The sequence below is a fragment of the Hymenobacter sp. YIM 151858-1 genome (genome assembly GCF_025979705.1).
Lineage (GTDB): Bacteria > Bacteroidota > Bacteroidia > Cytophagales > Hymenobacteraceae > Solirubrum.
The window spans coordinates 4,017,337-4,040,387 of the sequence record NZ_CP110136.1 but is presented as its reverse complement, the minus strand read 5'-3'; the positions used below and the strand labels follow the sequence as shown (position 1 = coordinate 4,040,387).

Sequence of the window (23,051 nt, the reverse complement as noted above, 5' to 3'; positions counted from 1 at the left end):
GTACCCCGAATATCCTTGCAGCCGCGCGGTGGTGCAGCCCTGCCCCGCGGGCTTTTCCGTTGTACTTTTGCGCCCCCGGCGCTTCAGCTCCTTTAGCTGAGCTGCGTTCTGAGCACTCCTATGGCCAAAGTTTCCATCAACCTAATGACTGGCTCTCTTCAGCAGGAAGAGATTATCGTCGGCATCGATCTAGGTACTACCAATAGCCTTGTTGCGTACATCCACCCCGAGTCGCGGCAACCCAATGCCATCAACGACCAGGGCCGCGGCACCATCGTGCCGTCGGTGGTGCATTTCCCGGCCGATGGCTCGGCGCCCGTGGTAGGCAACGATGCCAAAGGCTACCTCGAAACCGACCCCGAGCGCACTATCTACTCGGTGAAGCGCCTGCTCGGCAAATCGTACCGCGACCTGGGCAACCACGCCGGCGAGCTGGGCTACAAGGTTATCGACGACGACACCGAAGGCCTGGTGAAGATTCGGGTGCAAGACCGCTTCTACTCCCCTATCGAGCTGTCGGCCGAAATCCTGAAAGAGCTGCGGGCCCGCGCCGAGCACTCGCTCAAAACGCCCGTCAACAAAGCCGTAATTACCGTACCGGCTTACTTCAACGACTCGCAGCGCCAAGCCACGCGCGATGCCGGCCGCCTCGCGGGCCTGGAGGTGCTGCGCATCGTAAACGAGCCCACGGCGGCCGCGCTGGCTTACGGCATCGGCCTCTCGCCCGAGGAGGAGAAAACCGTGGCCGTGTACGACCTAGGCGGCGGTACCTTCGACATCAGCATCCTGAGCCTGCACCAGGGCATTTTTGAGGTGCTGAGCACCAACGGCGACACCTACCTAGGCGGCGACGACTTCGACCGCGTGGTGGTAAACCACTGGGTGCACCGCCACGAGCTGCAGGGCGCCGTGCAGCAGGACTCGCTCCTGAAACAGCGCCTGCGCCTGATGGCCGAGCAAGCCAAGCGCCACCTCAGCCAGGAAGAGGTGTTTGGCGCCGCGCTGAACGCCGACGTAAACCTTACGCTCACCCGTGCCGAGTTCAACCAACTCATTCAGCCGCTCGTAGCGCGTACCATCGATTCGTGCCGCCAGGCCCTGGCCGATGCCAAGCTTACGGCCGATAAGCTCGACGCCGTGCTGCTGGTAGGCGGCTCTACGCGCGTGCCGCTGGTGTTCGACTCGGTATCGGAGTTCTTCGGTCAGCAAGCCAACAACTCGCTTAACCCCGACGAGGTGGTGGCCCTAGGTGCCGCCATTCAGGCCGACATCCTGGCCGGCAACCGCCGCGACATTCTGCTGCTCGACGTTACGCCGCTGACCCTAGGTATCGAAACCATGGGCGGGCTGATGGACCCCATCATTCCGCGCAACTCCAAGATTCCGACCAAAGCCGGCCGCCAGTACACCACCTCCGTGGATGGGCAGGTGAACATGAAGATTTCGGTGTTCCAGGGCGAGCGGGATTTGGTGCGCGAAAACCGCAAGCTGGCCGAGTTCGACCTGCGCGGCATCCCGGCCATGCCCGCCGGCCTGCCCAAAATCGACGTAAACTTCATTCTGAACGCCGACGGCATTCTGAAAGTAGAAGCCATTGAGCTGCGTTCGGGCATCAAGCAAAGCATTGAGGTAAAGCCCCAGTACGGCCTCACCGACGACCAAGTAGAGCAGATGCTGATGGACTCGCTGACCCACGCCAAAGACGACGTAGCGGCGCGGATGGTAATCGAAGCCCGCACCGCTGCCGAGCAAATGCTGTATCAGGTTGATCGGTTTGTGCACAACAACGGCCAGCACCTCACCGAAGCGGAAATCAGCCAAACGCGCCAGAAAGCCGATGCCCTACGCTCGGTGCTTGGCTCGGGGGACAAAGACGCCATTTACCGCGCCGTGGATGAGCTCGAAGAGCTTACCCGCCCCTTCGCCGAACGCGTGATGCAGATCAGCATCAAGCAGGCTATGTCGGGCAAGAAAATTATCTAGGCACAGGCACGCCTCGAAAGCGCCGGAGGCGCCGCGGCGGTTGCTGCGGCGCCTCCGGTGTTTCTGCAGCCTTATTTTAGCTCCATGAACCCGCACCTCGCCCGCCTCTGCCAAGTCGCCCAGCAACCTGGCCGCCGCATTATCGGCCTGATGTCGGGCACCTCGCTCGATGGCCTCGACGTGGCGCTGTGCCACCTCGTAGGCAGCGGACCGGCCACGCGCCTCACGTTGGAGCAGTTTGCCACCGTGCCCTACCCCGATGACGTCCGCACGCGCATCCGGCGGGTATTTGCGCGGGCCGAGGTGTCGTTGGAAGAGCTGACGCTGCTGAATGCCTGGCTAGGCACCTTGCACGGCCAGCTGGTGCTCGAATGCCTGCACAGTTGGGGCATCAGCCCTGCCGAAGTCGATGCCGTAGCCAGCCACGGCCAAACCGTGTACCACGCGCCCGAGCACCAGCACCGCCGGCCCGAGTACCCGCACAACGCCACCCTGCAGCTCGCCGACGGCGACCATGTGGCCGTGCGCACGGGCATCATTACGCTCAGCGACTTCCGGCAGAAACACGTGGCGGCCGGCGGCGAAGGGGCGCCGTTGGCCGTGTACGGCGATTATCTGCTTTTCTCCAGCTCTTCCGAAGATCGGCTGCTGCTGAACCTAGGCGGCATTGCCAACTTTACCTACCTGCCTGCCTCGCTCGATGCCGCGGCCGTATTCAGCACCGATGTCGGCCCGGGCAATACGCTGCTCGATGCATTCGTGCGCGAGCTGTACCCCGAGCACAGCTACGACCCCGATGGCCGCTTTGCCGGCGCGGGCACCTCCAACCCGGAGTTGCTCCGGGCTTTGCTCGATCATCCCTTTTTCGCGGCTGAGTTGCCCAAAACCACGGGCCCCGAGCTGTTCAACCCAACTTATGTGCGGGCTGCCCAGCAACGCAGCGGCACCGCGTCCCTCTCCCCTACCGATCTGCTGGCAACGCTTACCGAGTTCAGTGCCGAAGGCGTTGCCCGGGCCACCCAGCAAGCTTTTGGGCCCAAGCCAGCGGCGGCCGTGTACGCCAGCGGTGGGGGCATGCACAACCCCACTCTGATGGCCGCTATCAGGCAGCGGCTGCCCCTTTGCCGCTTTGCCGACACGCAGCACCTAGGCGTAGCCCCCGATGCCAAAGAAGCCGTGCTATTCGCTGTGTTGGCCAACGAAACCCTGGCGGGTTCCGGAGTAGCCATGGGCTCGGGGCGCCAACGCGTGCCGGCGGTGCACATGGGCAAAATCTCGTTGCCGGGCTAGCTGCCCAACGCTCGGCGGGCCGCTGCTACCTAGGGCGGGCCGAGGGGCCGTCGGCGGCTGCAGGCACCATCCTGAACTCCAGCACGCCGGTAGCAGCCGAGTCGCGGAAGGTTACGTCGAGCTGCTGTGGGACTTTCACCAGCGAGTCGCTCTTGAAGCTAAACGCATAAAACCAGCGCACTTGGTCATCATCCCCAATGCGCAGCCCCAGGCGGTACAAATCGATGCGCGCGCCCCGCTGCTGCCCCTGCCGGTAAATGGGTTCAGCCGCAGTCCGAAAGCGTGCCGGGCTTACGCCGGCCTGTACTTCCGGAGCCAGCAGCCGGTAGGCCTCATCGTACTTACCGCTGAGTACTGCCAGCAAAAACTGCCGCGCTATCTGCAATTGCGACGGGCCGGCCCACGCTGCTGTACTCGACAGCAGCATTAGAGCTACTACCGCCACCCAGCGCCGCCGGCGCGGCTTTGTGTTTGTGTACTGCCTCATGGAGTATGCCAACGCAATAGCTATGCCTGATAACGCCCGGTACCTGCCATAAATGCTTATTAAACAGAAAAGCACGGCTTGGTACCGTGCTTTACCCCTTGGGCGTGGTGGCCTTTAGGCTTATTCCTCTTCCTGCGGCACCAGCACGAACACGTCCTCGCCGGGGCGCTTCATCACGTACTTTTCGCGGGCAAACTTTTCGAGCATTTCGGGGCTGCTGAGCAACTCGGCGCGGTCTTTCTTTACCTCGGCAATTTTCCCGGTGTAGTACTCCTTTTGCACCTGCAGCTCCCGCCACTTGTCGTACATCTCGTACTGTTTCAGCAGGTCGTTGCCGTCAAAAAGCGTCATCCACACCAGAAAGGTCATCCCGGTCAGAAAGTAAAAGCTGCGCAGGAAACGCGGTACACGGTCAAGTACGTCGGGGAGAGCCATAACTCAAAGATAAATACTGTTACGGGCTGCCTTGGCCGCCGCACCGGATTATTTAACCCCTTGCGCTGCCAGGGCACAAATCACCTAGGCCGGCAAACAACGAGGCCGCAGCTCCCGAAGGATCTGCGGCCTCGCGCTAGCCTCGGCAGGCTACCCGGCAAATTACATGTTGCGGCCAGGGAAGTAAGCCACTTCGCCAAGCTCCTGCTCGATGCGCAGCAGCTGGTTGTACTTAGCCATGCGGTCGGAGCGCGACATCGAACCCGTCTTGATCTGGCCCGTGTTCAGCGCCACGGCCAGGTCGGCAATGGTGTTGTCCTCGGTTTCGCCCGAACGGTGCGACATGATGCTCTTGTACTGATGACGGCGGCCCAGGTTGATGGCGTCGATGGTTTCGGTGAGCGAACCAATCTGGTTTACCTTGATCAGGATAGCGTTGGCCACACCCTTCTCAATGCCTTCCTGAATGCGCTTCACGTTCGTTACGAACAGGTCGTCGCCCACCAGCTGCACGTTTTGGCCAACCTCATCGGTTAGCTGCTTCCAACCAGCCCAGTCGTCCTCATCAAGGCCATCCTCAATGCTGATGATCGGGTAGCGGCGCGTCCAATCGGCCCAGTACGAAGCCATTTCCGACGACGTCAGCTTGTCGCCCGTGCTCTTCTTGAAGTGGTAATGACCATCGGAGTAGAATTCCGAAGCAGCGGCATCCAGCGCAATCATCACGTCGTCGCCAGGCTTGTAGCCGGCGGCCTCAATGGCCTGCAGTACTACCTCAATAGCCGCCTCGTTCGACTTGATGTTCGGTGCGAACCCGCCTTCGTCGCCCACGTTGGTGCTCAGGCCCTGCTTCTTCAGCACGTTCTTCAAGTGGTGGAAAATTTCCGAACCCCAGCGCAGCGCCTCCGTGAACGACTCGGCGCCCACCGGCATAACCATGAACTCCTGGAAGTCGATCGAGTTGTCGGCGTGCGAACCGCCGTTCAGGATATTCATCATGGGCACCGGCAGCGTCGAGGCGTTTACGCCGCCCACGTAGCGGTACAGCGGCATACCGGCCTCCTGGGCTGCGGCCCGGGCAATAGCCAGCGACACGCCCAAAATGGCATTGGCACCTAGGGTTGCCTTGTTCGGCGTGCCATCGAGCTCCAGCATGATCTTGTCGAGCAGGCTTTGCTCGTACACCGAGAAGCCCACCAGCTCTTCGGCAATCTTGCTGTTGACGTTCTCAACCGCCTTCAGCACGCCCTTACCCATGTATTTCGACTTATCGTCGTCGCGCAGCTCCACAGCTTCGTGCTTACCGGTAGAAGCGCCCGATGGCACCGCAGCACGGCCTACCACGCCGTTGTCGGTGGTCACGTCTACCTCCACAGTCGGGTTACCACGCGAGTCGAAGATTTGCCGGGCGTTGATGGCGGCGATAATGCTCATATGCAGGAAAGGTGAAAGGTGAAAAGGTGTTTGATCAGTCCCTTGTAAGCAAGTGCGCTTGCGGCATGCTTGCCTACCGGGCGGCAAGGTACTCAATTCACCTTTTGCTGGCTGCCCCTACGCGGGTTTAGCTTGGCACCTAGGGCAAAAGAAAAGGGGCACCCAATGCTGGGTGCCCCTTTTCCGATAACTGGCTTTGCTTACGAAGCAGCTTCTTCAGTCGAAGCAGCATCAGCAGCCGGAGCTTCCGTAGCAGGAGTAGCTTCGGTGGTAGCAGCAGGCGTTGCAGCACCTTCGGCTTTCTTGCCACCGCGGCGCGAACGACGGGTCGTTGCTTTAGCGGCGCCAGCGTTCTTGGCTTCCAGCAGAGCTTCGTTGTAGTCAACCAGCTCGATGATGCACATGTCGGCGTTGTCACCAGCACGGCCGGCGCTCAGCTTGATGATGCGGGTGTAGCCACCGGGACGGTTGGCAATTTTGCCAGCCACTTCACCAAACAGCTCCTTAATCGACTCTTTGTTCTGCAGCTCGGCGAATACCATGCGGCGCGAGTGCGTCGTGTCTTCTTTCGAGCGGGTCAGCAGCGGCTCAACGTACTTGCGTAGTTCTTTCGCCTTGGCAGTAGTCGTCGTGATGCGCTTGTGCAGGATCAGCGACGAAGCCATGTTCGACAGCATTGCACCGCGGTGAGCGGTGGTACGGCCGAGGTGATTGTCTTTTTTACCGTGTCTCATCGGACAATTAAGAAATAAAGGTGATGTGCTTGCGGGCGGCGACCACGGCGGGCCGAAACCACATTTGAACCGCCGCCCCTAGGGCACACTAAAAAATGGAAGGCTATTCTTCGTCGAGGCGGAACCGCGACACGTCCATACCAAAGTGGAGGCCTTTTTCCTCAACGAGGTTCTCCAGTTCGGTCAGCGACTTCTTACCGAAGTTGCGGAACTTCATCATGTCGGCCAGGTCCAGCTGCACCAGGTCGCCGAGGGTCTTGATATCGGCGGCCTTCAAGCAGTTGTAAGCACGTACCGACAGGTCCATGTCCTGCAGCGGGGTCTTGAGAACCTTCCGCATGTGCAGCGTCTCTTCGTCCACGCTGGTCTCCTCCTCGGCCTTGGCCGTCTCAAAGGTCATCGTGTTGTCCGAGAACAACATGAAGTGTTGGATCAGGATGTTGGCAGCACCTTTCAGCGCGTCCTCCGGATGAATCGAGCCGTCCGTATGAATTTCGAGCAGCAGTTTCTCGTAGTCGGTCTTCTGCTCCACACGGGTATTTTCGATGCTGTACTTCACGTTTTTGATCGGCGTGAAGATGGCATCGATAGAAATCTGACCAAATACTTGGTCAGCCGGCTTGTTCTCCTCAGCAGGTACGTAGCCACGGCCCTTCTGAACCGTAAACTCGAACTCCAGCGAGGTGCTGGGGTCAATATTGCAAATCACCAGGTCCGGGTTCAGCACCTGGAAACCGTTGGTGAACTTGTTAATATCGCCGGCAGCAAAGGATTCCTGGCCGCTGATGCGAACCGTGATTTTGTCTTCGATTACATCGTTAATCTTCTTGAACCGAACTTGCTTCAGGTTCAGAATAATTTCCGACATGTCTTCGATGACCCCCTCAATGGTCTGAAACTCGTGCAGCACGTTGCTCGTGCGTACCGAGGTAATCGCGTACCCCTCGAGCGACGACAGCAGAATGCGACGTAGCGCGTTGCCGATCGTCACGCCGTAACCCTTCTCCAGCGGTTTGAACTCAAACGTTCCGTAGAAGTCGTCGGATTTCTCCATCACGACTTTCTCCGGCATTTGAAAAGCGAGAATTGACATAGATGCGGATGTAAGGGATTTGGAAGGAAAGAAGAAACCATAGAGGAGCCGGCTGCTGCCCAAGATAGTTCTCGGGCAGCAGCCGGCTCGCAGTCAGGATTACTTCGAATACAGCTCGACGATCAGCTGCTCCTCGATTTTCTCGGGGATCTGGTCGCGCTGGGGAGTCGAGATTACCTTACCGGCAAACTCTTTCGCATCCCACTCCAGCCAGCCGAACTGACGGGCATTGCGAACAGACAGGCTGTTCACGATAGCCTCCAGCGACTTCGACTTTTCGCGTACAGCCACAATCGAACCCGGCTTAACGTGGTACGAAGGGATGTTTACCACCTCACCATCAACGATGATGTGCTTGTGCGAAACGAGCTGACGAGCAGCGCGGCGCGTCGGGGCAATGCCCAAACGGTATACCACGTTGTCCAGACGCTGCTCGAGGTAAGCCAGCAGGTTTTCACCGGTGATACCCGGCTTACCAGCAGCTTTGTCGAACAGGTTGGCGAACTGCTTTTCCAGTACCCCGTAGAGGTACTTTACTTTTTGCTTCTCCATCAGCTGCACGGCGTATTCCGACTGCTTCTTGCGGCGGCCGCGGCCGTGCTGGCCCGGAGGATATGCTTTCTTGGTGAGTGCCTTGCTCGGGCCGAAAATGGCTTCCCCGAAGCGACGGGCAACCTTGGTTTTAGGGCCGGTATAACGTGCCATTCTAAAGAGGTGATTTTTCTGAAGAGAAAAGAAAACTGCCTGGTTTCGCTGGCTCCCTCACGGGGCGGCAGAAACCACGCGTCTGCCGTTACTCAGACGCGGCGACGTTTGGGCGGACGGCAGCCGTTGTGCGGCAGCGGAGTCACGTCGCGGATGGTCGTCACCTCAATGCCCAGGTTCTGGAAGGCACGGATAGCCGACTCACGGCCAGCACCCGGACCTTTCACGAATACCTCGCACTTGCGCATGCCTAGGTCGTAGGCTACTTTACCGCAGTCCTGAGCAGCGGTTTGGGCAGCATAGGGAGTGTTCTTTTTAGAACCGCGGAAACCCATTTTGCCGGCCGAAGCCCACGAAATCACCTGGCCGTTGTTGTTCGTAACCGAGATGATGATGTTGTTGAACGAAGCCTTGATGTGCACCTGACCGGTTGCTTCAACCTGGACGATGCGCTTCTTGGCTTTGTCTTTTCTTTTTTGTGCCATTTGGTTATCGCAAAAAAGAGCGGAAGGTGTTGGCAGCAGTGGATTAATGAGAAGGCCCGCTGCCGATTTCCGCTAAAATTTATTTGGTAGCCTTCTTCTTGCCGGCAACGGTCTTCCGTTTGCCTTTGCGGGTGCGCGAATTGTTCTTCGTACGCTGACCCCGAACCGGCAGCCCTTTGCGGTGACGGAGGCCACGGTAGCAACCGATATCCATCAGACGCTTGATGTTGAGCTGTACTTCCGAGCGCAGCACACCTTCGGTCTTGTACTCCGCAGCAATGATGCTACGAATCTCACCCGACTCAGCTTCCGTCCACTCGCTTACCTTCTTGTTCAGGTCAATACCTGCTTTCGTAAGGATAGCGGCAGCCGACGAACGACCGATGCCAAAGATGTAGGTAAGGGCGATTTCGCCGCGCTTTTTGTCCGGGATATCTACCCCTGCAATACGTGCCATGTTCTTCTATTGCTTGTGTTGCTTAACCCTGACGCTGCTTGTAGCGGGGGTTCTTCTTGTTGATCACGTAAAGCTTCCCTTTACGGCGGATCACTTTGCAGTCGGCGCTGCGCTTTTTAACCGATGCTTTGACTTTCATGTCCGGGGTTTATTTGTAACGGTAAACTATTCGGCCCTTCGACAAATCGTAGGGCGACATTTCGAGCTTCACCTTATCGCCAGGCAGAATCTTGATGTAGTGCATGCGCATTTTACCGGAAATGTGCGCAATTACCTGGTGCCCGTTTTCCAGTTCCACACGAAACATGGCGTTTGACAAAGCTTCCAGGATGGTACCGTCCTGCTCAATCGATGATTGTTTGGCCATAAGGCTGCGAGGTCTGCTGTAACGCTTTTTCTATGTATGCGAAAGAGGTTAAAATCTCCGCTTTGTTTTGGCGAACCACCACGGTATGCTCGAAGTGCGCCGAGGGTTGCCGGTCTTTGGTCCGGATTGTCCAGCCGTCCTTTTCCTGCACCACAAACTTGGTTCCTAGATTCACCATTGGTTCAATCGCGATAACCAGGCCGCTCTGCAGTTTCAGGCCAGCCCCACGTTTGCCGTAGTTAGGGACTTCCGGACGCTCGTGCAGGCTCTTACCAATGCCGTGTCCTACAAGTTCCCTTACCACCGAAAAGCCGCGCTTTTCAACGTAGTTCTGGATAGCGTAGCCAACATCACCCATTCGGTTGCCAGCTACTGCCTGCTCTATGCCCTCATACAATGATTGCTTGGTGGCTTCGAGCAGAGCCGTTACTTCCGGTTTAACCTCCCCTACCGGGTAGGTGTAAGCGCTGTCACTATGATAACCGTTAAGCTTTACGCCACAGTCTACCGAGATAACATCGCCACTTTTGAGCACATGGTCGCCAGGAAAGCCGTGCACCACCACCGAGTTCGGCGAGATGCACAAGCTAAACGGGAAGTCATTGTACCCCTTAAATGAAGGTAGCGCGCCATGGTCCCGAATGAACTCTTCGGCGCGACGGTCAAGTTCGCGCGTAGTAATTCCTTCGCGGATCATGCCCGCAATTTCTCCATGAGTTCGAGCCAGCACATCAGCGCTGGCTCGAATCATTTCAATTTCCTCTTCGGTCTTGTAGAGTATCATGCTTAGGAAGCCAACGCAATGTTTTGCGTGCGACCTTTCAGCTTGCCAGTCTTCATCATACCATCATAGTGACGCATGAGCAAATAGCTTTCTATCTGATTCATGGTATCAAGCACAACACCTACCATGATGATAAGAGAAGTGCCACCGTAAAAAGCAGAGAAGGGGCGAGTAACTCCAAACAGCAATGCAATAGCCGGAAAGATTGCTATCAGAGCCAATGCCAGCGCACCAGGAAGAGTAATGTGCGTTAACACCTCGTCGATGTATTCAGAGGTAGCGTCGCCTGGCTTCACACCCGGGACAAAACCGCCACTACGCTTCAAATCGTCGGCTATTTGTTTCGGATTTACGCTGATGGCAGTATAGAAATAAGTGAACAGAACTATTAGAATTCCGAACACCAGATTGTACTGCCAGGAGGTATAGTCCGAAAACTTTTGACCGATGTACGTCGCTGTTTCGCTGTCCTGTTGCCAAGCTGAAGCAACGATAGCAGGAATGAACATCAATGATTGAGCAAAGATGATCGGCATTACCCCCGCTGCATTCACCTTGAGAGGAATGAACTGGCGTTGAGCATTGAGCTGGCTAACACCGCCTACTTGCTTGGCATATTGAACAGGTATGCGCCGAACTGCCTGCGTTAGGATGATAACACCCATCACAACAAAGAACAGGACAGCAAGCTCAATCAGGAAAATCAATGAGCCGCGCATGCCCTTGGCTGCAGCCTCACCCAGAATGGCGCCAGGAAAACGGGAAACGATACCGATCATAATGATCATGGAAATACCGTTGCCAATTCCTTTATCAGTGATTTTTTCACCGAGCCACATACAAAAGAGTGTGCCAGCGGTGAGAATTATCATCGTCGAAACCGTGAAGAACATTCCCGGATTGACGAGCGCATCCTGATTGATGGTGGCGATAAAGCCAATAGACTGTGCCATCACAATAGGAATTGTGAGCAAGCGCGTGTATTGGTTGATCTTTTTGCGTCCAGACTCTCCCTCCTTCTGCAATTTCTGAAAGTAAGGCACTGCAATTGTTAGCAGTTGCAATACGATCGAAGCAGAGATATAAGGCATGATCCCCAAAGCGAAGATCGATGCGTGACTGAACGCACCACCAAGCAGGGTATCGAGTATGCCGAAAATCCCGCCCGACTTATTGTCGAGACGGGACGGATCAACGCCCGGCAGCACAACGTAAGAACCCAGCCGGTAAATGGCGATGAAAAAAAGCGTATTGAGAATCCGCGTACGCAGATCCTCAATCGCAAAAATGTTCTTAATCGTCGTGATAAACTTGTTCATCGCCGGCGTGCTTGAACTTACAGGGTCACAGCTTTGCCACCTGCCTTCTCAATGGCTTCAATAGCCGATTGGGAGAAAGCATGAGCGTGTACTTCTACAGCAGCGGTCAATTCGCCACGGCCGAGAACTTTGATCTTGGCGTTTTTCGACACCAGACCGTGTTGAACGAAGTAAGCAACATCCATCGTAGCTGCCGACGATTTCTCGTTCAGTGCCTGGAGTACATCAAGGTTGATGCCCTTATACTCTACGCGGTTGATGTTCTTGAAGCCAAACTTCGGTACACGGCGCTGCAGGGGCATTTGGCCGCCTTCGAAGCCGATCTTCTTAGAGAAGCCCGAACGCGACTTGGCGCCCTTGTGGCCACGCGTCGAAGTACCGCCACGGGTCGAGCCTTCACCACGGCCCAGACGCTTGTTATTGCGTACCGAGCCTTCAGCGGGCTTAAGATTGCTGAGATTCATGATGTAGGTAAGGTCTACAGTTCGGTTACTTCAATCAGGTGGCCAACTTTGGCTACCATGCCGGCAATAGCAGGGGTATTTTCAACCTCACGTACTGCGCCGATCTTGTTCAGGCCAAGGGCCTGCATGGTGCGCTTCTGACGCTCAGGGCGGTCAATAATGCTGCGCACTTGCTTGATTTGGATCCGTGCCATCGTCGCTTAGCCGTTGAATACTTTGGCGAGAGAGATGCCGCGCTGCTGTGCAATCTGCATCGGGTCGCGCATCTTGTTTAGGGCATCGAAAGTAGCCTTAACCACGTTGTGGGGGTTTGACGAACCTTTCGATTTAGCTAATACGTCTTTAATGCCGGCGCTTTCGAACACGGCACGCATAGCACCACCGGCAATTACGCCCGTACCAGCAGCAGCTGGCTGAACCAGCACGTAGCCACCAGAGTACTTGCCTTCCATCACGTGAGGAACAGTGTGCTTGTACAGCGGCACCTTCACCAGGTTCTTCTTGGCATCGTCAATGGCTTTAGCAATGGCGTCCGTAACTTCGTTGGCTTTGCCTAGGCCGTAGCCTACCGTACCAGCGCCGTCACCTACTACTACGATGGCCGAGAAGCTAAAGCGACGACCACCTTTTACCACCTTCGCTACGCGGTTGATGGCAACTACTTTTTCCTTTAGGTCCGACTCCGTGGTCTTCGCCGTGGGTTTATTTTGCTCGCGCATAGCTGCTTAGAAATTCAGGCCGCCTTCGCGGGCACCTTCTGCCAATGATTTAACACGACCGTGGTAGAGGTAACCCGAGCGGTCGAATACTACCGACGTGATGCCGGCAGCCGTGGCCCGCGTGGCCAGCTCTTTGCCTACGGCAGCAGCCGTAGCTACCGGCGAGTCGCCAGCCGTCACGTTCTTCGACGAAGCAGCTACCAGCGTACGGCCAGCCGTGTCGTCGATAATCTGGGCATAGATGCCCTTGTTGCTGCGGAACACCGACAGGCGGGGGCGCTCAGCGGTACCCGACACTTTCGTGCGGATATGGCGCTTGATCCGGAGTCTTCTCTCAGTTTTATTAAAAGCCATGATGCTCGGTTATTTCGAGGCAGTCTTACCAGCCTTACGACGAATCTGCTCACCAACGAAGCGCACACCTTTGCCTTTGTAGGGCTCAACCTTGCGCAGCGAACGGATCTTAGCGGCTACTTGGCCGATGAGTTCCTTGTCGATGCTGGTCAGGGTGATGATCGGGTTCTTACCTTTTTCGGTAACGGCCGTGGCGGTTACTTCTTTCGGCAGCGCCAGGAAGATGTTGTGCGAGTATCCCAGGGCCAACTCCAGCGTCGAGCCGGTAGCGGTAGCCTTGAAACCTACGCCCACCAGTTCCAGCTGGTGCGTGTAGCCGGTGCTCACACCGGTTACCATGTTGTTGAGCAGGGCGCGGTAGAGGCCGTGCATGGCCTTGTGACGCTTTTGCTCGGTAGGACGTTCTACGACTACGGTGTTATCTTCGGAGCGTACCGTGATGTCGCGGTCGACAGCGGTTTTCAGTTCCCCTTTGGGGCCCTTAACCGTGATGGTGTTGTCGTTATCAACCGATACCTGCACGCCCGAGGGCAGGCTGATCGGGAGTTTACCAATGCGGGACATATTGTCGGGAGTTTACTGCTGCGTTGAGCTTAGTACACGTAGCACAGCACCTCGCCGCCTACGTTCTGGGTGCGAGCTTCCTTCTCCGTCATTACCCCTTTCGAGGTCGACAGGATGGCAATGCCCAGACCGCTCAGCACGCGCGGCAGGTTTTCAACGTGGGCGTACGTGCGCAGGCCCGGGGTGCTAATCCGCTCCAGCTTCTGGATGGCGGGCTTCTTCGTCACGGGGTGGTACTTCAGCGCGATTTTGATCGTGCCCTGTACTGCCGAGTCATCAAAACGGTAGCTCTGAATGTACCCTTTCTCGTAGAGTACTTTCGTGATTTCCTTTTTGATTTTGTTGGCCGGAATCTCAACTACCCGGTGGTTGGCCTTGATGGCGTTGCGTACCCGGGTCAGGTAGTCGGCAATCGGATCTGTGTTCATTTGGATGTTTAGAAGGGCACCCCGTGGTTAAGGGAGCCGCAAAGGTAGGAAAATTTCGCAGCCATAGTATAGTCTACCTATGACGGCGAAATCCTCGGTTAAGACTACTTGGCATCCACAGCATTCCTGCCGCAGCCAATGGTTTCTTGTGGCAACCTGCCAAATGTGTGGAGCGTCCTCCACTGCCCTAGAGCGTTAGGGCTGCAAAGATACACTTATGCTCAATACAAAAGCAATAGACGTAAGTGCTTAATTGGTACAAAGTTCTAGTGAAATCAAGCAAGGCAACTTCTAATCAAACTAATTACCAGCCTAGGTCTCTTCTTCATAGGAAGAGTTGCCAACACGACTTCCCCAAAAACTATGTCCGCCTAAAGCTCTGTGTAGCCTTTGGGCCTTTGTAAAATGAAAGTTATTTGTTGTTACAATATCGATAGTACTTACAACCCAACGACCAAGCCGAAAGCTGACAAGGCAAACTTAACTGGAGCACGCTTATGCTCGACATTATTAAGTATTCCTAAACAAGCTAGGTGCGGAAACTCGGATCCTCCAGATATAGTTCAGAAACTGCTCAGCCTGACTTTCAAATTCATACATTCATTATATGTGATGCGCCTTGAATGTTTGCCTTAACGAGGTACAAAGCTTTCTTATAAATCAACCCATACGACACGTAGGAGACGCAGTTAAAGGATGTACGCAACATAAGTGCCGACTTACCGCAAGCAACGCTAAGCAAAACTGCTCAGCCAAAACTCCCGAGAGAGTTCCAGCTGAGCAGTTTTGCTTAGCGTTGCTTGCGGTAGTGAACTACCAGCTGGCTTTTGTTACGCCGGGAATTTTGCCGGCCGAAGCCATTTCCCGGAACGTTACGCGGCTGATGCCAAACTTGCGCATGTAGCCACGCGGACGACCGGTTAGTTTGCAGCGGTTGTGCAGACGTACGGGCGAAGCGTTGCGGGGTAGTTTGTCCAGCGCTTCGTAGTCGCCAGCAGCCTTCAGAGCTTTACGCTTTTCAGCGAAACGAGCTACCAGGGCTTCGCGCTTCCGCTCTCTTGCTTTGATGGATTCTTTAGCCATGAGTCAGCTTATTTCTTGGCGTTGGCGAACGGCATACCGAAGGCGCGGAGCAATTCGTAGCTCTGCTCGTCGTTCTCAGCCGTCGTCACGAAGGTGATATCCATACCGGAGATTTCCTTAATCTTATCGATCGAAATTTCCGGGAAGATGATTTGCTCTTTGATGCCCAGCGTGTAATTACCACGCCCATCAAAGCCTTTATCGCTGATGCCCTTGAAGTCGCGTACGCGGGGCAGAGCTATCGTCAGCAGACGGTCGAGGAACTCGTACATCTGCTCACCGCGCAAAGTAACGCGGGCACCGATCGGCATACCTTCGCGCAGCTTAAAGTTCGATACCGAACGCTTAGCGATGGTCGGAACAGCTTTCTGACCAGTTATAGTCGTCAGCTCTTCTACGCCGTTGTCAACGAGCTTTTTATCAGCTACCGCTTTACCAATACCGCGGTTGATGCAGATCTTAGTAATGCGCGGCACCTGCATGGTGCTCTTAAACTGGAATTTCTCCTGCAGTTGCTGGCGAATCTCCTTATTATAAATCTCTTTTAGTCGAGCCATTGTCGTGGACTTGATTAGGCGTTAGCCGTGCTAACAAGTTTGACATTGCTGACGTGAATCGGTGCTTCGATCTTCGAGATACCTCCCTGAGGATTCTTAGCGCTCGGCTTCGAGTGCTTGGTCACCAGGTTCAGGCCTTCGATGATGATGCGCTGAGTCTGGCGGTTCACCGATTTGATGACGCCAGTCTTGCCGCGCTCGTCGCCGGCGATTACCAGAACGGTATCACCAGTTTTCACGTGCAGCTTCGCGGGCTTTGCTTCTTTGGTTTTCAGTGCCATTAGCTTAGAGAACTTCAGGAGCCAGCGAAACGATCTTCATAAACTGCTTTTCGCGCAGTTCGCGGGCCACAGGACCGAAGATACGCGTGCCGCGAGGCTCGTCGTTGTTATTTAGCAAAACGGCGGCGTTATCGTCGAAGCGAATGTACGAACCGTCTTTGCGACGAATTTCTTTCTTCGTGCGAACTACCACGGCTTTCGACACGGCACCCTTCTTAGCATTACCTGAAGGAATGGCCGATTTGATAGCCACGACGATCTTGTCACCTACCGTAGCATACTTTTTACCTGTGCCGCCAAGGACACGGATGCAAAGTACTTCCTTGGCGCCGCTGTTGTCGGCTACCGTCAGACGGGATTCTTGCTGGATCATCTTACTTGGCTCGCTCTACGATTTCTACCAAACGCCACCGCTTGCGCTTGCTCAGCGGGCGGGTTTCCATGATGCGCACCGTATCTCCTTCGCCACACTCGTTATTTTCGTCGTGGGCGACGAATTTGGTCGATTTCGACACGAATTTGCCGTAAATCGGGTGCTTCATTTTGCTTTCGACCACAACAGTGATGGTTTTATCCATCTTGTTGCTTACCACGCGGCCGATACGCTCTTTGCGCAGGTTACGCTCTACCGTAGCGGCGCCCTGCTGTTCTGCGTTGTTTGCCATTGTTTATCAGCGGGGACTACGAGTTTTGCTCCTGCTCGCGGCGCTTCAGCTCAGTGAGCAAGCGTGCGATGTTCCGACGGCCATGCTTGATGCGGGTCGGGTTTTCGAGCGGTGAAATAGCGTGTGCGAAACGCAAAGTTTGTGCGTTCGACTGCTCCTTGTTGATTTGCTCTTTCAGATCCTCGATCGAAAGGGCGCGGATTTCAGCGTTTTTCATTTTGCTTATGCCTCAACGTAGTCGCGACGAACAACAAACTTGGTTCGAACTGGCAACTTCTGAGCCGCCAAACGCAGCGACTCCTGTGCAAGTTCCAGCGAAACGCCGTCCGACTCAAACAGAATCGTACCAGGCTTCACAATGGCTACCCAATACTCGGGCGAGCCTTTACCCTTACCCATACGTACCTCGGCAGGCTTCTTCGTAATGGGCTTGTCTGGGAAGATGCGGATCCACACCTGACCCTCACGCTTCATAGCGCGAGTCATGGCGATACGAGCAGCTTCGATTTGACGCGCGGTAATCCAAGCGGCTTCCAGCGACTTAATGCCAAACGAACCGAAGTCGAGCGAGCTGCCGCGGTAGGCGAGGCCGTTCACGCGGCCCTTCTGCATCTTCCGATACTTGGTTCTTTTCGGTTGTAACATGTTCTAGTTCTCGAAAAAGAATGGAAGGAAGAAGGACTAGCGACGTGGGCCACGGTTTGCACCGCCGCCTTGACCGCCACGATTGCCGCCGCCTTGGCCACCACGGTTGTTACCGCCGCCAAAGCCGCCACGGTTGTCACCGCCACCACGTGGGCCACGGTCACCACCACGACCACCACGGTCACCACCTCGGCCGCCCCGATCACCACGGTCGCCGCGCTCACCGCGAGGACCACGATCGTTACGGTCATTTCCGGCGGCACCTTGTTGCTGGCTCAGCAACTGGTTAGGCGAAAGATCGGGCTTGCCGAATACTTCACCGCGCATGATCCATACCTTAATACCAATCTTGCCATACACCGTCTGAGCTTCAGACAAAGCGTAGTCGATATCAGCACGGAGGGTATGCAGCGGAGTGCGGCCTTCCTTATACTGTTCTGAACGGGCAATTTCAGCACCGCCGAGGCGGCCGCCGCACTGCACCTTGATACCTTCAGCACCCACACGGAGTGCACCCTGAATGGCTTGCTTCATCGCACGACGGAACGAAATACGAGCCTGCAGCTGCTGAGCGATGCTCTCGCCTACCAGCTTGGCGTCTAGTTCCGGACGCTTAATCTCGAAGATGTTGATCTGAACGTCTTTGTTAGTGAGACGCTTCAGTTCATCCTTAATCTTGTCTACTTCCTGGCCACCTTTACCGATTACAACGCCCGGACGAGCAGTGTTGATGGTGATAGTAATGCGCTTAAGGGTACGCTCGATGATGATCTTCGAGATGCCGCCCTTAGGAATGCGTGCCAGAATGTACTTGCGGATCTTTTCGTCCTCTACCAGCTTGTCGGCGAAGTCTTTGCCGCCGTACCAGTTAGAGTCCCAGCCTTTAACGATACCCAGGCGGAGGCCAACCGGATTAACTTTCTGTCCCATGGTAATTATTCGGTGGCGTCAGCCGCGTTTTGGGTGTCAGCTTTCTTGGTCGAACGACGCGTCTTCTTCGGTGCTTCTTCAGCAGACGGAGTAGCGGCGGCCGGAGCAGTTTCCAGCTTAGCAGCGGCATCTTTCAGACCTTGGCGGCTGCCAATGGCTTCCACCTTCGAGTCGATGATAATCGTCACGTGGTTGCTGCGCTTGCGGATGCGGTGACCGCGACCCTGAGGGGCGGGGCGCAGGCGCTTCAGCTGGCGACCTTCATCAACGAAAATCTCTTTGATATAGAGGTTGGCGTCTTCGATGCGCTCGTCTTCGTTCTTCTGCTGCCAGTTGGCCAGAGCCGACAGAAGCAGTTTCTCGATTTTCTCGGCACCTGAGTTTGCCTCGAACTTCAACAAGCCCAAGGCACGGGTAACGCTCTTACCGCGTACTAGGCCGGCCACGAGGCGCATCTTGCGCGGCGAGGTCGGTACGTTACGGAGTTTGGCTACTGCTTCCATGTCTTAGCGCTTGCCTTTGTCTTTCTTGGCGATGTGACCACGGAAGTTGCGCGTCGGGGCGAATTCGCCCAGCTTGTGCCCTACCATGTTTTCGGTTACATACACCGGGATGAACTTATTGCCGTTGTGCACGGCGAAGGTGTGCCCTACGAAGTCCGGCGAAATCATCGAGCGGCGCGACCAAGTCTTCACCACCGATTTCTTGCCGCTTTCCTCCATCACCTGCACCTTCCGCTCCAGACGGAAGTCGATGTACGGGCCTTTTTTAAGCGAACGTGCCATTACTTCTTGCCTTTACGCGAAACGATGAGGTTTTCAGAGTACTTGTTCTTGTTGCGAGTCTTGGCACCTTTCGCGAGCAGGCCTTTGCGGCTGCGCGGGTGACCACCGCTCGAGCGGCCCTCGCCACCACCCATCGGGTGATCAACGGGGTTCATAGCAACACCACGTACGCGCGGACGGTAACCCAACCAACGGTGACGACCGGCTTTGCCGAGACGTACGTTCATGTGGTCAGCGTTCGACACGGTGCCTACTGTGGCCATGCAGGTAACAAGTACCATTCGCATTTCACCGGAGGGCAACTTTAGGGTTGCGTACTTGTCTTCGCGGGCAACAAGCTGTGCGTAAGTACCAGCCGAACGGGCAAGAACAGCACCACCACCAGGCATCAGTTCAATGTTATGAACAATGGTACCTAGGGGCATATCGCGCAGCGGAAGGGCGTTGCCCAACTCGGGTGCTACGCCAGGCCCTGCTACTACGGTAGCGCCTACTTGCAGGCCAGCAGGTGCAATGATGTACGCCTTTTCGCCATCAGCGTAGCTGATCAAAGCGATGCGAGCCGTACGGTTCGGATCGTATTCAATCTCCTTAACAGTGGCAGGCACGCTATGCTTGCTGCGCTTGAAGTCGATAATACGATACTGCTGTTTGTGACCACCACCGATGTAACGGTTGGTCATTTTTCCGGAATCATTCCGGCCACCGGATTTTTTCTTGGGTGCCAACAGCGACTTCTCCGGCGTCGACGTCGTAATCTCGTCGAAAGCCGGGGCGATGCGGAAGCGCTGACCCGGTGATGTTGGTCTTAGTTTTTTGAGTGCCATTTTATAGCGAAAATGCTCTAGAGAGGGGCCTCGTTCGAAAATTCAGCTGCGTTAGATGCCGCTGTAGAAGTCGATTACGTCGCCTTCCTTTACCGTTACGATTGCCTTCTTCCCGTTGGGGCGACGGCCTGTAACAGCACCGGTTTTGGTAAACCGCGACTTGAGCTTGCCTTGGGTACGGATGGTGCTAATGCCCACCACAGTCACCCCGTAGAGCTTCTCGATTTCTTTTTTGATTTCAACCTTGTTAGCGGTGCGCTCAACTTCAAAGGCGTACTGGCCTTTCTCGTTCAGCGACGTTGCTTTCTCGGTCACGATGGGCTTCTTGATGATGCTCATTACTCAGCGGCCGTATAAAGTTGGGTGAGCGACTCCAGGCCAGCCTCCGACAGCAGCAGCGTGTCGGTGTTCAGCAAGTCGTGGGTGTTCAGGGCCGTGGGAACAGCCACCTTCACCTTTTGGATGTTGCGGGCCGACAGTACCACGTTTTTGTCAACCGAACCGGTTACCAGCAAAGTCTTCTTGCCGTTGTTCAGGTTCAGGCCGCTCAGGATGTTCAGGAAGTCTTTCGTCTTGGGGCCTTCCAGAGAGAAGTTCTCCACCAGGGCCAGACGGTTTTCGCGAGCAAGAACCGACAGGGCCGACAGGCGGGCCAACTGCTTGGTCTTCTTGTTCACTTTGAAGCCGTAGTCACGCGGCTTAGGACCGAAAACGCGGCCACCGCCGATGAATACCGGCGACTTCATCGAACCAGCACGGGCACCACCGGTGCCTTTCTGCTTCTTCAGTTTTTTGGTCGTGCGGGCAATTTCAGCGCGCTCCTTCGACTTGTGCGTGCCTTGGCGTTGGTTAGCCAAGTACAGCTTCACGTCGAGGTACATGGCGTGCTCGTTCGGCTCCAGCCCGAAGATTGCGTCGGACAGCGTCACCTTGCGGCCGGTGTCCTCGCCTTTGATCGTCAATACAGAGAGTTCCATCGCGCCTATTTCTCCAGAATCACGTAACCGTTTTTAGCACCGGGTACCGAGCCGCTAACCAGGATCAGGTTTTGCTCGTTCATCACGCGCAGCACCTTCAGGTTTTGGATCTTTACACGGTCACCGCCCATGCGGCCAGCCATACGCATGCCCTTGAACACGCGCGAAGGCCAGGAGCAGGCACCGATCGAGCCAGGGTGACGGCCGCGGTTGTGCTGACCGTGAGTCTGGCCGCCAACACCGGCGAAGTTGTGGCGCTTTACAACGCCTTGGAAGCCCTTGCCCTTCGAGGTACCAACTACGTCTACGAAGTCACCTTCGGCGAAGTAATCAGCTTTAACCTCAGCGCCGAGCGTGTACGAAGCCACGTCCTCGGTGCGGAACTCAACGAGCTTTTTACGGGGGGTAACTCCCGCCTTAGCGAAGTGGCCAGCCAACGGCTTGTTGGTGTTCTTGGCCTTCTTTTCGCCGTACCCGAGCTGAACGGCAGTGTAGCCGTCGGTCTCGAGCGTTTTCACCTGCGTCACTACGCACGGACCAGCTTGGATGAGCGTGCAAGGCACGTTCCGACCGTCCGCAGTGAAGAGGCTTGTCATACCGATTTTTTTACCGATAATGCCAGGCATTCGAATTGGGGTTTATGAAAAGACACAGTGAAAACGCCCGAATAGCGTTTTCGGAAAGGGAGTGCAAAGCTACAATATTGCTTAGACAATTTTGCAACTGGGTTTGAAATAATTTCAAACCTGCGTATTGCCCCTTGCTTCTCTAACTCAAGCACTTCCCTTAAGCCTTTGGCTAAACCGCTCTTCCTTCACCTAGGGCTTATGGTGGAAATGGTCAGTAATTTGCTAGAGCGTTTGCCTAGGTTTTTCACCCGATAATATGCTCAGGCAGGTCTCCATTCGAGGCCTTTTTTTATGACCTCTTCCCTACCATCATTGGTTACACTGCTCAAAGGCAGCAGCAGGAAGAAAAGGGCGAACGTCAGCCCCGTTTGGGTTTCTAGGGTTGGCTCTACCAAGAAGGAGAGCGTTACGATGATGTATTGGGAGATAAGCAAAGGAGCATGCCGATGCCGCGACCACCACAGCGGGAAGTAGAACGCCAGTGCAAAGACCAGCACTCCCAACCCTCCAAATGACACCAGATAAAACAAAAACTGGTTATGCGGCTGGATGTGGTGCTCATCATCTATTTGCGGGAAATGTCTACGGTAGTAGTGCGACATTTCATCTTGTAAGTCTGCCTTTCCCACCCCAAAGACTGGGTTGTCGCGCCACACACTTATCGCCGTTTGATAGGAGTATACCCTTCCTACCAATGAGTAGCTGTTAGCAGAATGAGTCTGGTCAACCCTGCTGGCGTCATCGCGCGTGTTATGGTACTTATTGTAAAACGTAGGCAGCAAGAAATAGCTTGCTATGGGCAATACCACGAGGGTAACAGCTAGCACTAACGCTTTGCGCCATGCTCTTCGCCACAGCAGATACCCAATCGCAACTACCCCCAGTACATAAAGCGCTAACAAACCACTTCTCACTGCCAATAAGTGCAGATACCCCGCCAGAAACACGGTTATTCCCAGGACAACTCCCCGACGCCAGCCCCGCAATGCTTCGCGGTTGAGGAGTACCGCGCCTACCGCGATTGATAGCGCAACAAGCAAGCTAAACCGGATATGATCGGGTACTGTCGGCATTACTTTGGATCGGGTGTATAACTCGTTTATCGCCTCGCTATGCTGAAGGTAGTAGAAGGTGCTTCCCACAGCTGAGAGTGTGGTCAGCCCTAACAACAATTTGTACAATCGACTGAGGTACTTCACGGGCAGCGGGGGAAGTACCCAGAATGCGAGGGGCAACACCAGAAAAGGCAGCTGCAGCACAAGGTCGCGCCAGTATTCTTTGCTATTGCCCGAGTTAGTGATAAGTCCTGCACCAAAGTGCATAAGGTAGATAATTACAAACCCTAGGTACACGTGCCACTTCTGCCGTTGCCCAACCTGCCTGTGGGTCAGCAAATACATAATAGCTGATAAGGCCAGACAGATTTGACCGATGCTGGCCAGCACCCTGAAGAAAGGTATCGTGTAAAGACCCGCTATGACCATGCTACAACTTACTGCAGTGGCCAGTTGGATGCGGTCCTTTGATATCCAAACGGATGTATTTGAAGCGACAGAAATATTCACAGACG

Annotated in this window: 34 protein-coding genes and 1 pseudogene; 2 read left to right on the top strand and 33 right to left on the bottom strand. The window is 55.4% G+C overall.

Features of this window, described 5'->3' with window-relative positions:
- Positions 1-144: 144 nt before the first annotated feature.
- Both dnaK and OIS50_RS17950 read left to right on the top strand, forming a co-directional pair.
- Complete coding sequence (gene dnaK / locus OIS50_RS17955) at positions 145-1,983, top strand: molecular chaperone DnaK (protein ID WP_264692008.1); 1,839 nt, start codon at positions 145-147, stop codon at positions 1,981-1,983.
- Between the two features lie 84 nt (positions 1,984-2,067).
- A complete protein-coding gene (locus tag OIS50_RS17950; RefSeq protein WP_264692007.1) occupies positions 2,068-3,273 on the top strand; it encodes an anhydro-N-acetylmuramic acid kinase in 1,206 nt (401 codons plus the stop codon).
- A 25-nt stretch (positions 3,274-3,298) separates the two neighbouring features.
- Here OIS50_RS17950 and OIS50_RS17945 read toward each other — a convergent pair whose 3' ends face one another.
- From OIS50_RS17945 to OIS50_RS17785, 33 genes and pseudogenes are all read right to left on the bottom strand, one after another.
- The gene (locus OIS50_RS17945; RefSeq protein ID WP_264692006.1) at positions 3,299-3,637 is read right to left on the bottom strand and encodes a hypothetical protein; all 339 of its coding nucleotides are present in this window, start codon (positions 3,635-3,637) and stop codon (positions 3,299-3,301) included.
- Between the two features lie 243 nt (positions 3,638-3,880).
- A complete protein-coding gene (locus OIS50_RS17940) occupies positions 3,881-4,195 on the bottom strand; it encodes an FtsB family cell division protein (protein WP_264692005.1) in 315 nt (104 codons plus the stop codon).
- 162 nt (positions 4,196-4,357) lie between these two features.
- Entirely contained in the window at positions 4,358-5,629 is a 1,272-nt protein-coding gene (eno, locus tag OIS50_RS17935) for a phosphopyruvate hydratase (protein ID WP_264692004.1), read from the bottom strand.
- 200 nt (positions 5,630-5,829) lie between these two features.
- Positions 5,830-6,363, bottom strand: coding sequence for a 50S ribosomal protein L17 (gene rplQ / locus OIS50_RS17930; protein WP_264692003.1), 534 nt, complete (start codon positions 6,361-6,363; stop codon positions 5,830-5,832).
- A gap of 103 nt (positions 6,364-6,466) precedes the next feature.
- Positions 6,467-7,456 (bottom strand): DNA-directed RNA polymerase subunit alpha, encoded by a 990-nt coding sequence (locus OIS50_RS17925; protein ID WP_264692002.1) that lies wholly within the window; start codon positions 7,454-7,456, stop codon positions 6,467-6,469.
- 99 nt (positions 7,457-7,555) lie between these two features.
- Positions 7,556-8,161: a 30S ribosomal protein S4 gene (gene rpsD, locus OIS50_RS17920; protein WP_264692001.1), complete on the bottom strand. Its 606-nt coding sequence runs from the start codon at positions 8,159-8,161 to the stop codon at positions 7,556-7,558.
- A 92-nt stretch (positions 8,162-8,253) separates the two neighbouring features.
- Entirely contained in the window at positions 8,254-8,646 is a 393-nt protein-coding gene (gene rpsK, locus OIS50_RS17915) for a 30S ribosomal protein S11 (protein ID WP_119446002.1), read from the bottom strand.
- 79 nt (positions 8,647-8,725) lie between these two features.
- Positions 8,726-9,103 carry a 30S ribosomal protein S13 gene (rpsM, locus tag OIS50_RS17910; protein ID WP_264692000.1) on the bottom strand — a complete coding sequence of 126 codons (378 nt, stop codon included), beginning with the start codon at positions 9,101-9,103 and terminating at the stop codon, positions 8,726-8,728.
- A 22-nt stretch (positions 9,104-9,125) separates the two neighbouring features.
- A complete protein-coding gene (gene ykgO, locus OIS50_RS17905; RefSeq protein WP_034256541.1) occupies positions 9,126-9,242 on the bottom strand; it encodes a type B 50S ribosomal protein L36 in 117 nt (38 codons plus the stop codon).
- A 9-nt stretch (positions 9,243-9,251) separates the two neighbouring features.
- Positions 9,252-9,470: a translation initiation factor IF-1 gene (gene infA, locus OIS50_RS17900; protein ID WP_059072189.1), complete on the bottom strand. Its 219-nt coding sequence runs from the start codon at positions 9,468-9,470 to the stop codon at positions 9,252-9,254.
- The gene (gene map / locus OIS50_RS17895; protein WP_264691999.1) at positions 9,448-10,254 is read right to left on the bottom strand and encodes a type I methionyl aminopeptidase; all 807 of its coding nucleotides are present in this window, start codon (positions 10,252-10,254) and stop codon (positions 9,448-9,450) included. The genes infA and map overlap by 23 nt, the downstream gene beginning before the upstream one ends.
- Positions 10,255-10,256: 2 nt before the next feature.
- Positions 10,257-11,573 carry a preprotein translocase subunit SecY gene (gene secY / locus OIS50_RS17890; RefSeq protein WP_264691998.1) on the bottom strand — a complete coding sequence of 439 codons (1,317 nt, stop codon included), beginning with the start codon at positions 11,571-11,573 and terminating at the stop codon, positions 10,257-10,259.
- Between the two features lie 17 nt (positions 11,574-11,590).
- Positions 11,591-12,037 carry a 50S ribosomal protein L15 gene (gene rplO, locus OIS50_RS17885; protein WP_264691997.1) on the bottom strand — a complete coding sequence of 149 codons (447 nt, stop codon included), beginning with the start codon at positions 12,035-12,037 and terminating at the stop codon, positions 11,591-11,593.
- Positions 12,038-12,051: 14 nt separating this feature from the next.
- Positions 12,052-12,231, bottom strand: a complete 180-nt coding sequence (rpmD, locus tag OIS50_RS17880) for a 50S ribosomal protein L30 (RefSeq protein ID WP_119445997.1) — start codon at positions 12,229-12,231, stop codon at positions 12,052-12,054.
- Between the two features lie 6 nt (positions 12,232-12,237).
- Entirely contained in the window at positions 12,238-12,756 is a 519-nt protein-coding gene (rpsE, locus tag OIS50_RS17875) for a 30S ribosomal protein S5 (protein WP_264691996.1), read from the bottom strand.
- Between the two features lie 6 nt (positions 12,757-12,762).
- Positions 12,763-13,110 carry a 50S ribosomal protein L18 gene (gene rplR / locus OIS50_RS17870; RefSeq protein WP_119445995.1) on the bottom strand — a complete coding sequence of 116 codons (348 nt, stop codon included), beginning with the start codon at positions 13,108-13,110 and terminating at the stop codon, positions 12,763-12,765.
- 9 nt (positions 13,111-13,119) lie between these two features.
- Positions 13,120-13,674 carry a 50S ribosomal protein L6 gene (gene rplF, locus OIS50_RS17865; RefSeq protein ID WP_059072182.1) on the bottom strand — a complete coding sequence of 185 codons (555 nt, stop codon included), beginning with the start codon at positions 13,672-13,674 and terminating at the stop codon, positions 13,120-13,122.
- A gap of 29 nt (positions 13,675-13,703) precedes the next feature.
- Positions 13,704-14,102, bottom strand: a complete 399-nt coding sequence (rpsH, locus tag OIS50_RS17860; RefSeq protein ID WP_264691994.1) for a 30S ribosomal protein S8 — start codon at positions 14,100-14,102, stop codon at positions 13,704-13,706.
- A gap of 813 nt (positions 14,103-14,915) precedes the next feature.
- Positions 14,916-15,185 (bottom strand): 30S ribosomal protein S14, encoded by a 270-nt coding sequence (gene rpsN, locus OIS50_RS17855; RefSeq protein WP_264691993.1) that lies wholly within the window; start codon positions 15,183-15,185, stop codon positions 14,916-14,918.
- A gap of 8 nt (positions 15,186-15,193) precedes the next feature.
- The gene (rplE, locus tag OIS50_RS17850) at positions 15,194-15,742 is read right to left on the bottom strand and encodes a 50S ribosomal protein L5 (RefSeq protein ID WP_264691992.1); all 549 of its coding nucleotides are present in this window, start codon (positions 15,740-15,742) and stop codon (positions 15,194-15,196) included.
- Positions 15,743-15,774: 32 nt separating this feature from the next.
- Positions 15,775-16,023 (bottom strand): annotated as a pseudogene (gene rplX, locus OIS50_RS17845) (50S ribosomal protein L24); the annotation flags it as partial.
- A 4-nt stretch (positions 16,024-16,027) separates the two neighbouring features.
- On the bottom strand, positions 16,028-16,396 hold the full coding sequence (gene rplN, locus OIS50_RS17840) for a 50S ribosomal protein L14 (RefSeq protein ID WP_264691990.1): 369 nt from the start codon (positions 16,394-16,396) through the stop codon (positions 16,028-16,030).
- Position 16,397: 1 nt separating this feature from the next.
- Positions 16,398-16,688 carry a 30S ribosomal protein S17 gene (gene rpsQ, locus OIS50_RS17835; protein ID WP_059072176.1) on the bottom strand — a complete coding sequence of 97 codons (291 nt, stop codon included), beginning with the start codon at positions 16,686-16,688 and terminating at the stop codon, positions 16,398-16,400.
- A 16-nt stretch (positions 16,689-16,704) separates the two neighbouring features.
- Positions 16,705-16,905, bottom strand: a complete 201-nt coding sequence (gene rpmC, locus OIS50_RS17830; protein ID WP_059072175.1) for a 50S ribosomal protein L29 — start codon at positions 16,903-16,905, stop codon at positions 16,705-16,707.
- 5 nt (positions 16,906-16,910) lie between these two features.
- Complete coding sequence (gene rplP, locus OIS50_RS17825; protein ID WP_059072174.1) at positions 16,911-17,333, bottom strand: 50S ribosomal protein L16; 423 nt, start codon at positions 17,331-17,333, stop codon at positions 16,911-16,913.
- A 36-nt stretch (positions 17,334-17,369) separates the two neighbouring features.
- Positions 17,370-18,263 carry a 30S ribosomal protein S3 gene (gene rpsC / locus OIS50_RS17820; RefSeq protein ID WP_264691989.1) on the bottom strand — a complete coding sequence of 298 codons (894 nt, stop codon included), beginning with the start codon at positions 18,261-18,263 and terminating at the stop codon, positions 17,370-17,372.
- Positions 18,264-18,268: 5 nt separating this feature from the next.
- On the bottom strand, positions 18,269-18,766 hold the full coding sequence (gene rplV / locus OIS50_RS17815) for a 50S ribosomal protein L22 (protein ID WP_264691988.1): 498 nt from the start codon (positions 18,764-18,766) through the stop codon (positions 18,269-18,271).
- Positions 18,767-18,769: 3 nt separating this feature from the next.
- Entirely contained in the window at positions 18,770-19,048 is a 279-nt protein-coding gene (rpsS, locus tag OIS50_RS17810; RefSeq protein WP_059072171.1) for a 30S ribosomal protein S19, read from the bottom strand.
- The gene (gene rplB, locus OIS50_RS17805; protein ID WP_264691986.1) at positions 19,048-19,875 is read right to left on the bottom strand and encodes a 50S ribosomal protein L2; all 828 of its coding nucleotides are present in this window, start codon (positions 19,873-19,875) and stop codon (positions 19,048-19,050) included. The genes rpsS and rplB overlap by 1 nt, the downstream gene beginning before the upstream one ends.
- A gap of 51 nt (positions 19,876-19,926) precedes the next feature.
- On the bottom strand, positions 19,927-20,214 hold the full coding sequence (rplW, locus tag OIS50_RS17800; RefSeq protein ID WP_264691985.1) for a 50S ribosomal protein L23: 288 nt from the start codon (positions 20,212-20,214) through the stop codon (positions 19,927-19,929).
- Complete coding sequence (gene rplD, locus OIS50_RS17795; protein ID WP_264691984.1) at positions 20,214-20,852, bottom strand: 50S ribosomal protein L4; 639 nt, start codon at positions 20,850-20,852, stop codon at positions 20,214-20,216. Before rplD ends, rplW begins: the two co-directional genes overlap by 1 nt.
- 5 nt (positions 20,853-20,857) lie before the next feature.
- The gene (gene rplC, locus OIS50_RS17790; RefSeq protein ID WP_264691983.1) at positions 20,858-21,478 is read right to left on the bottom strand and encodes a 50S ribosomal protein L3; all 621 of its coding nucleotides are present in this window, start codon (positions 21,476-21,478) and stop codon (positions 20,858-20,860) included.
- Positions 21,479-21,741: 263 nt separating this feature from the next.
- The gene (locus OIS50_RS17785; RefSeq protein WP_264691982.1) at positions 21,742-23,046 is read right to left on the bottom strand and encodes an O-antigen ligase family protein; all 1,305 of its coding nucleotides are present in this window, start codon (positions 23,044-23,046) and stop codon (positions 21,742-21,744) included.
- Between the last annotated feature and the right edge of the window lie 5 nt (positions 23,047-23,051).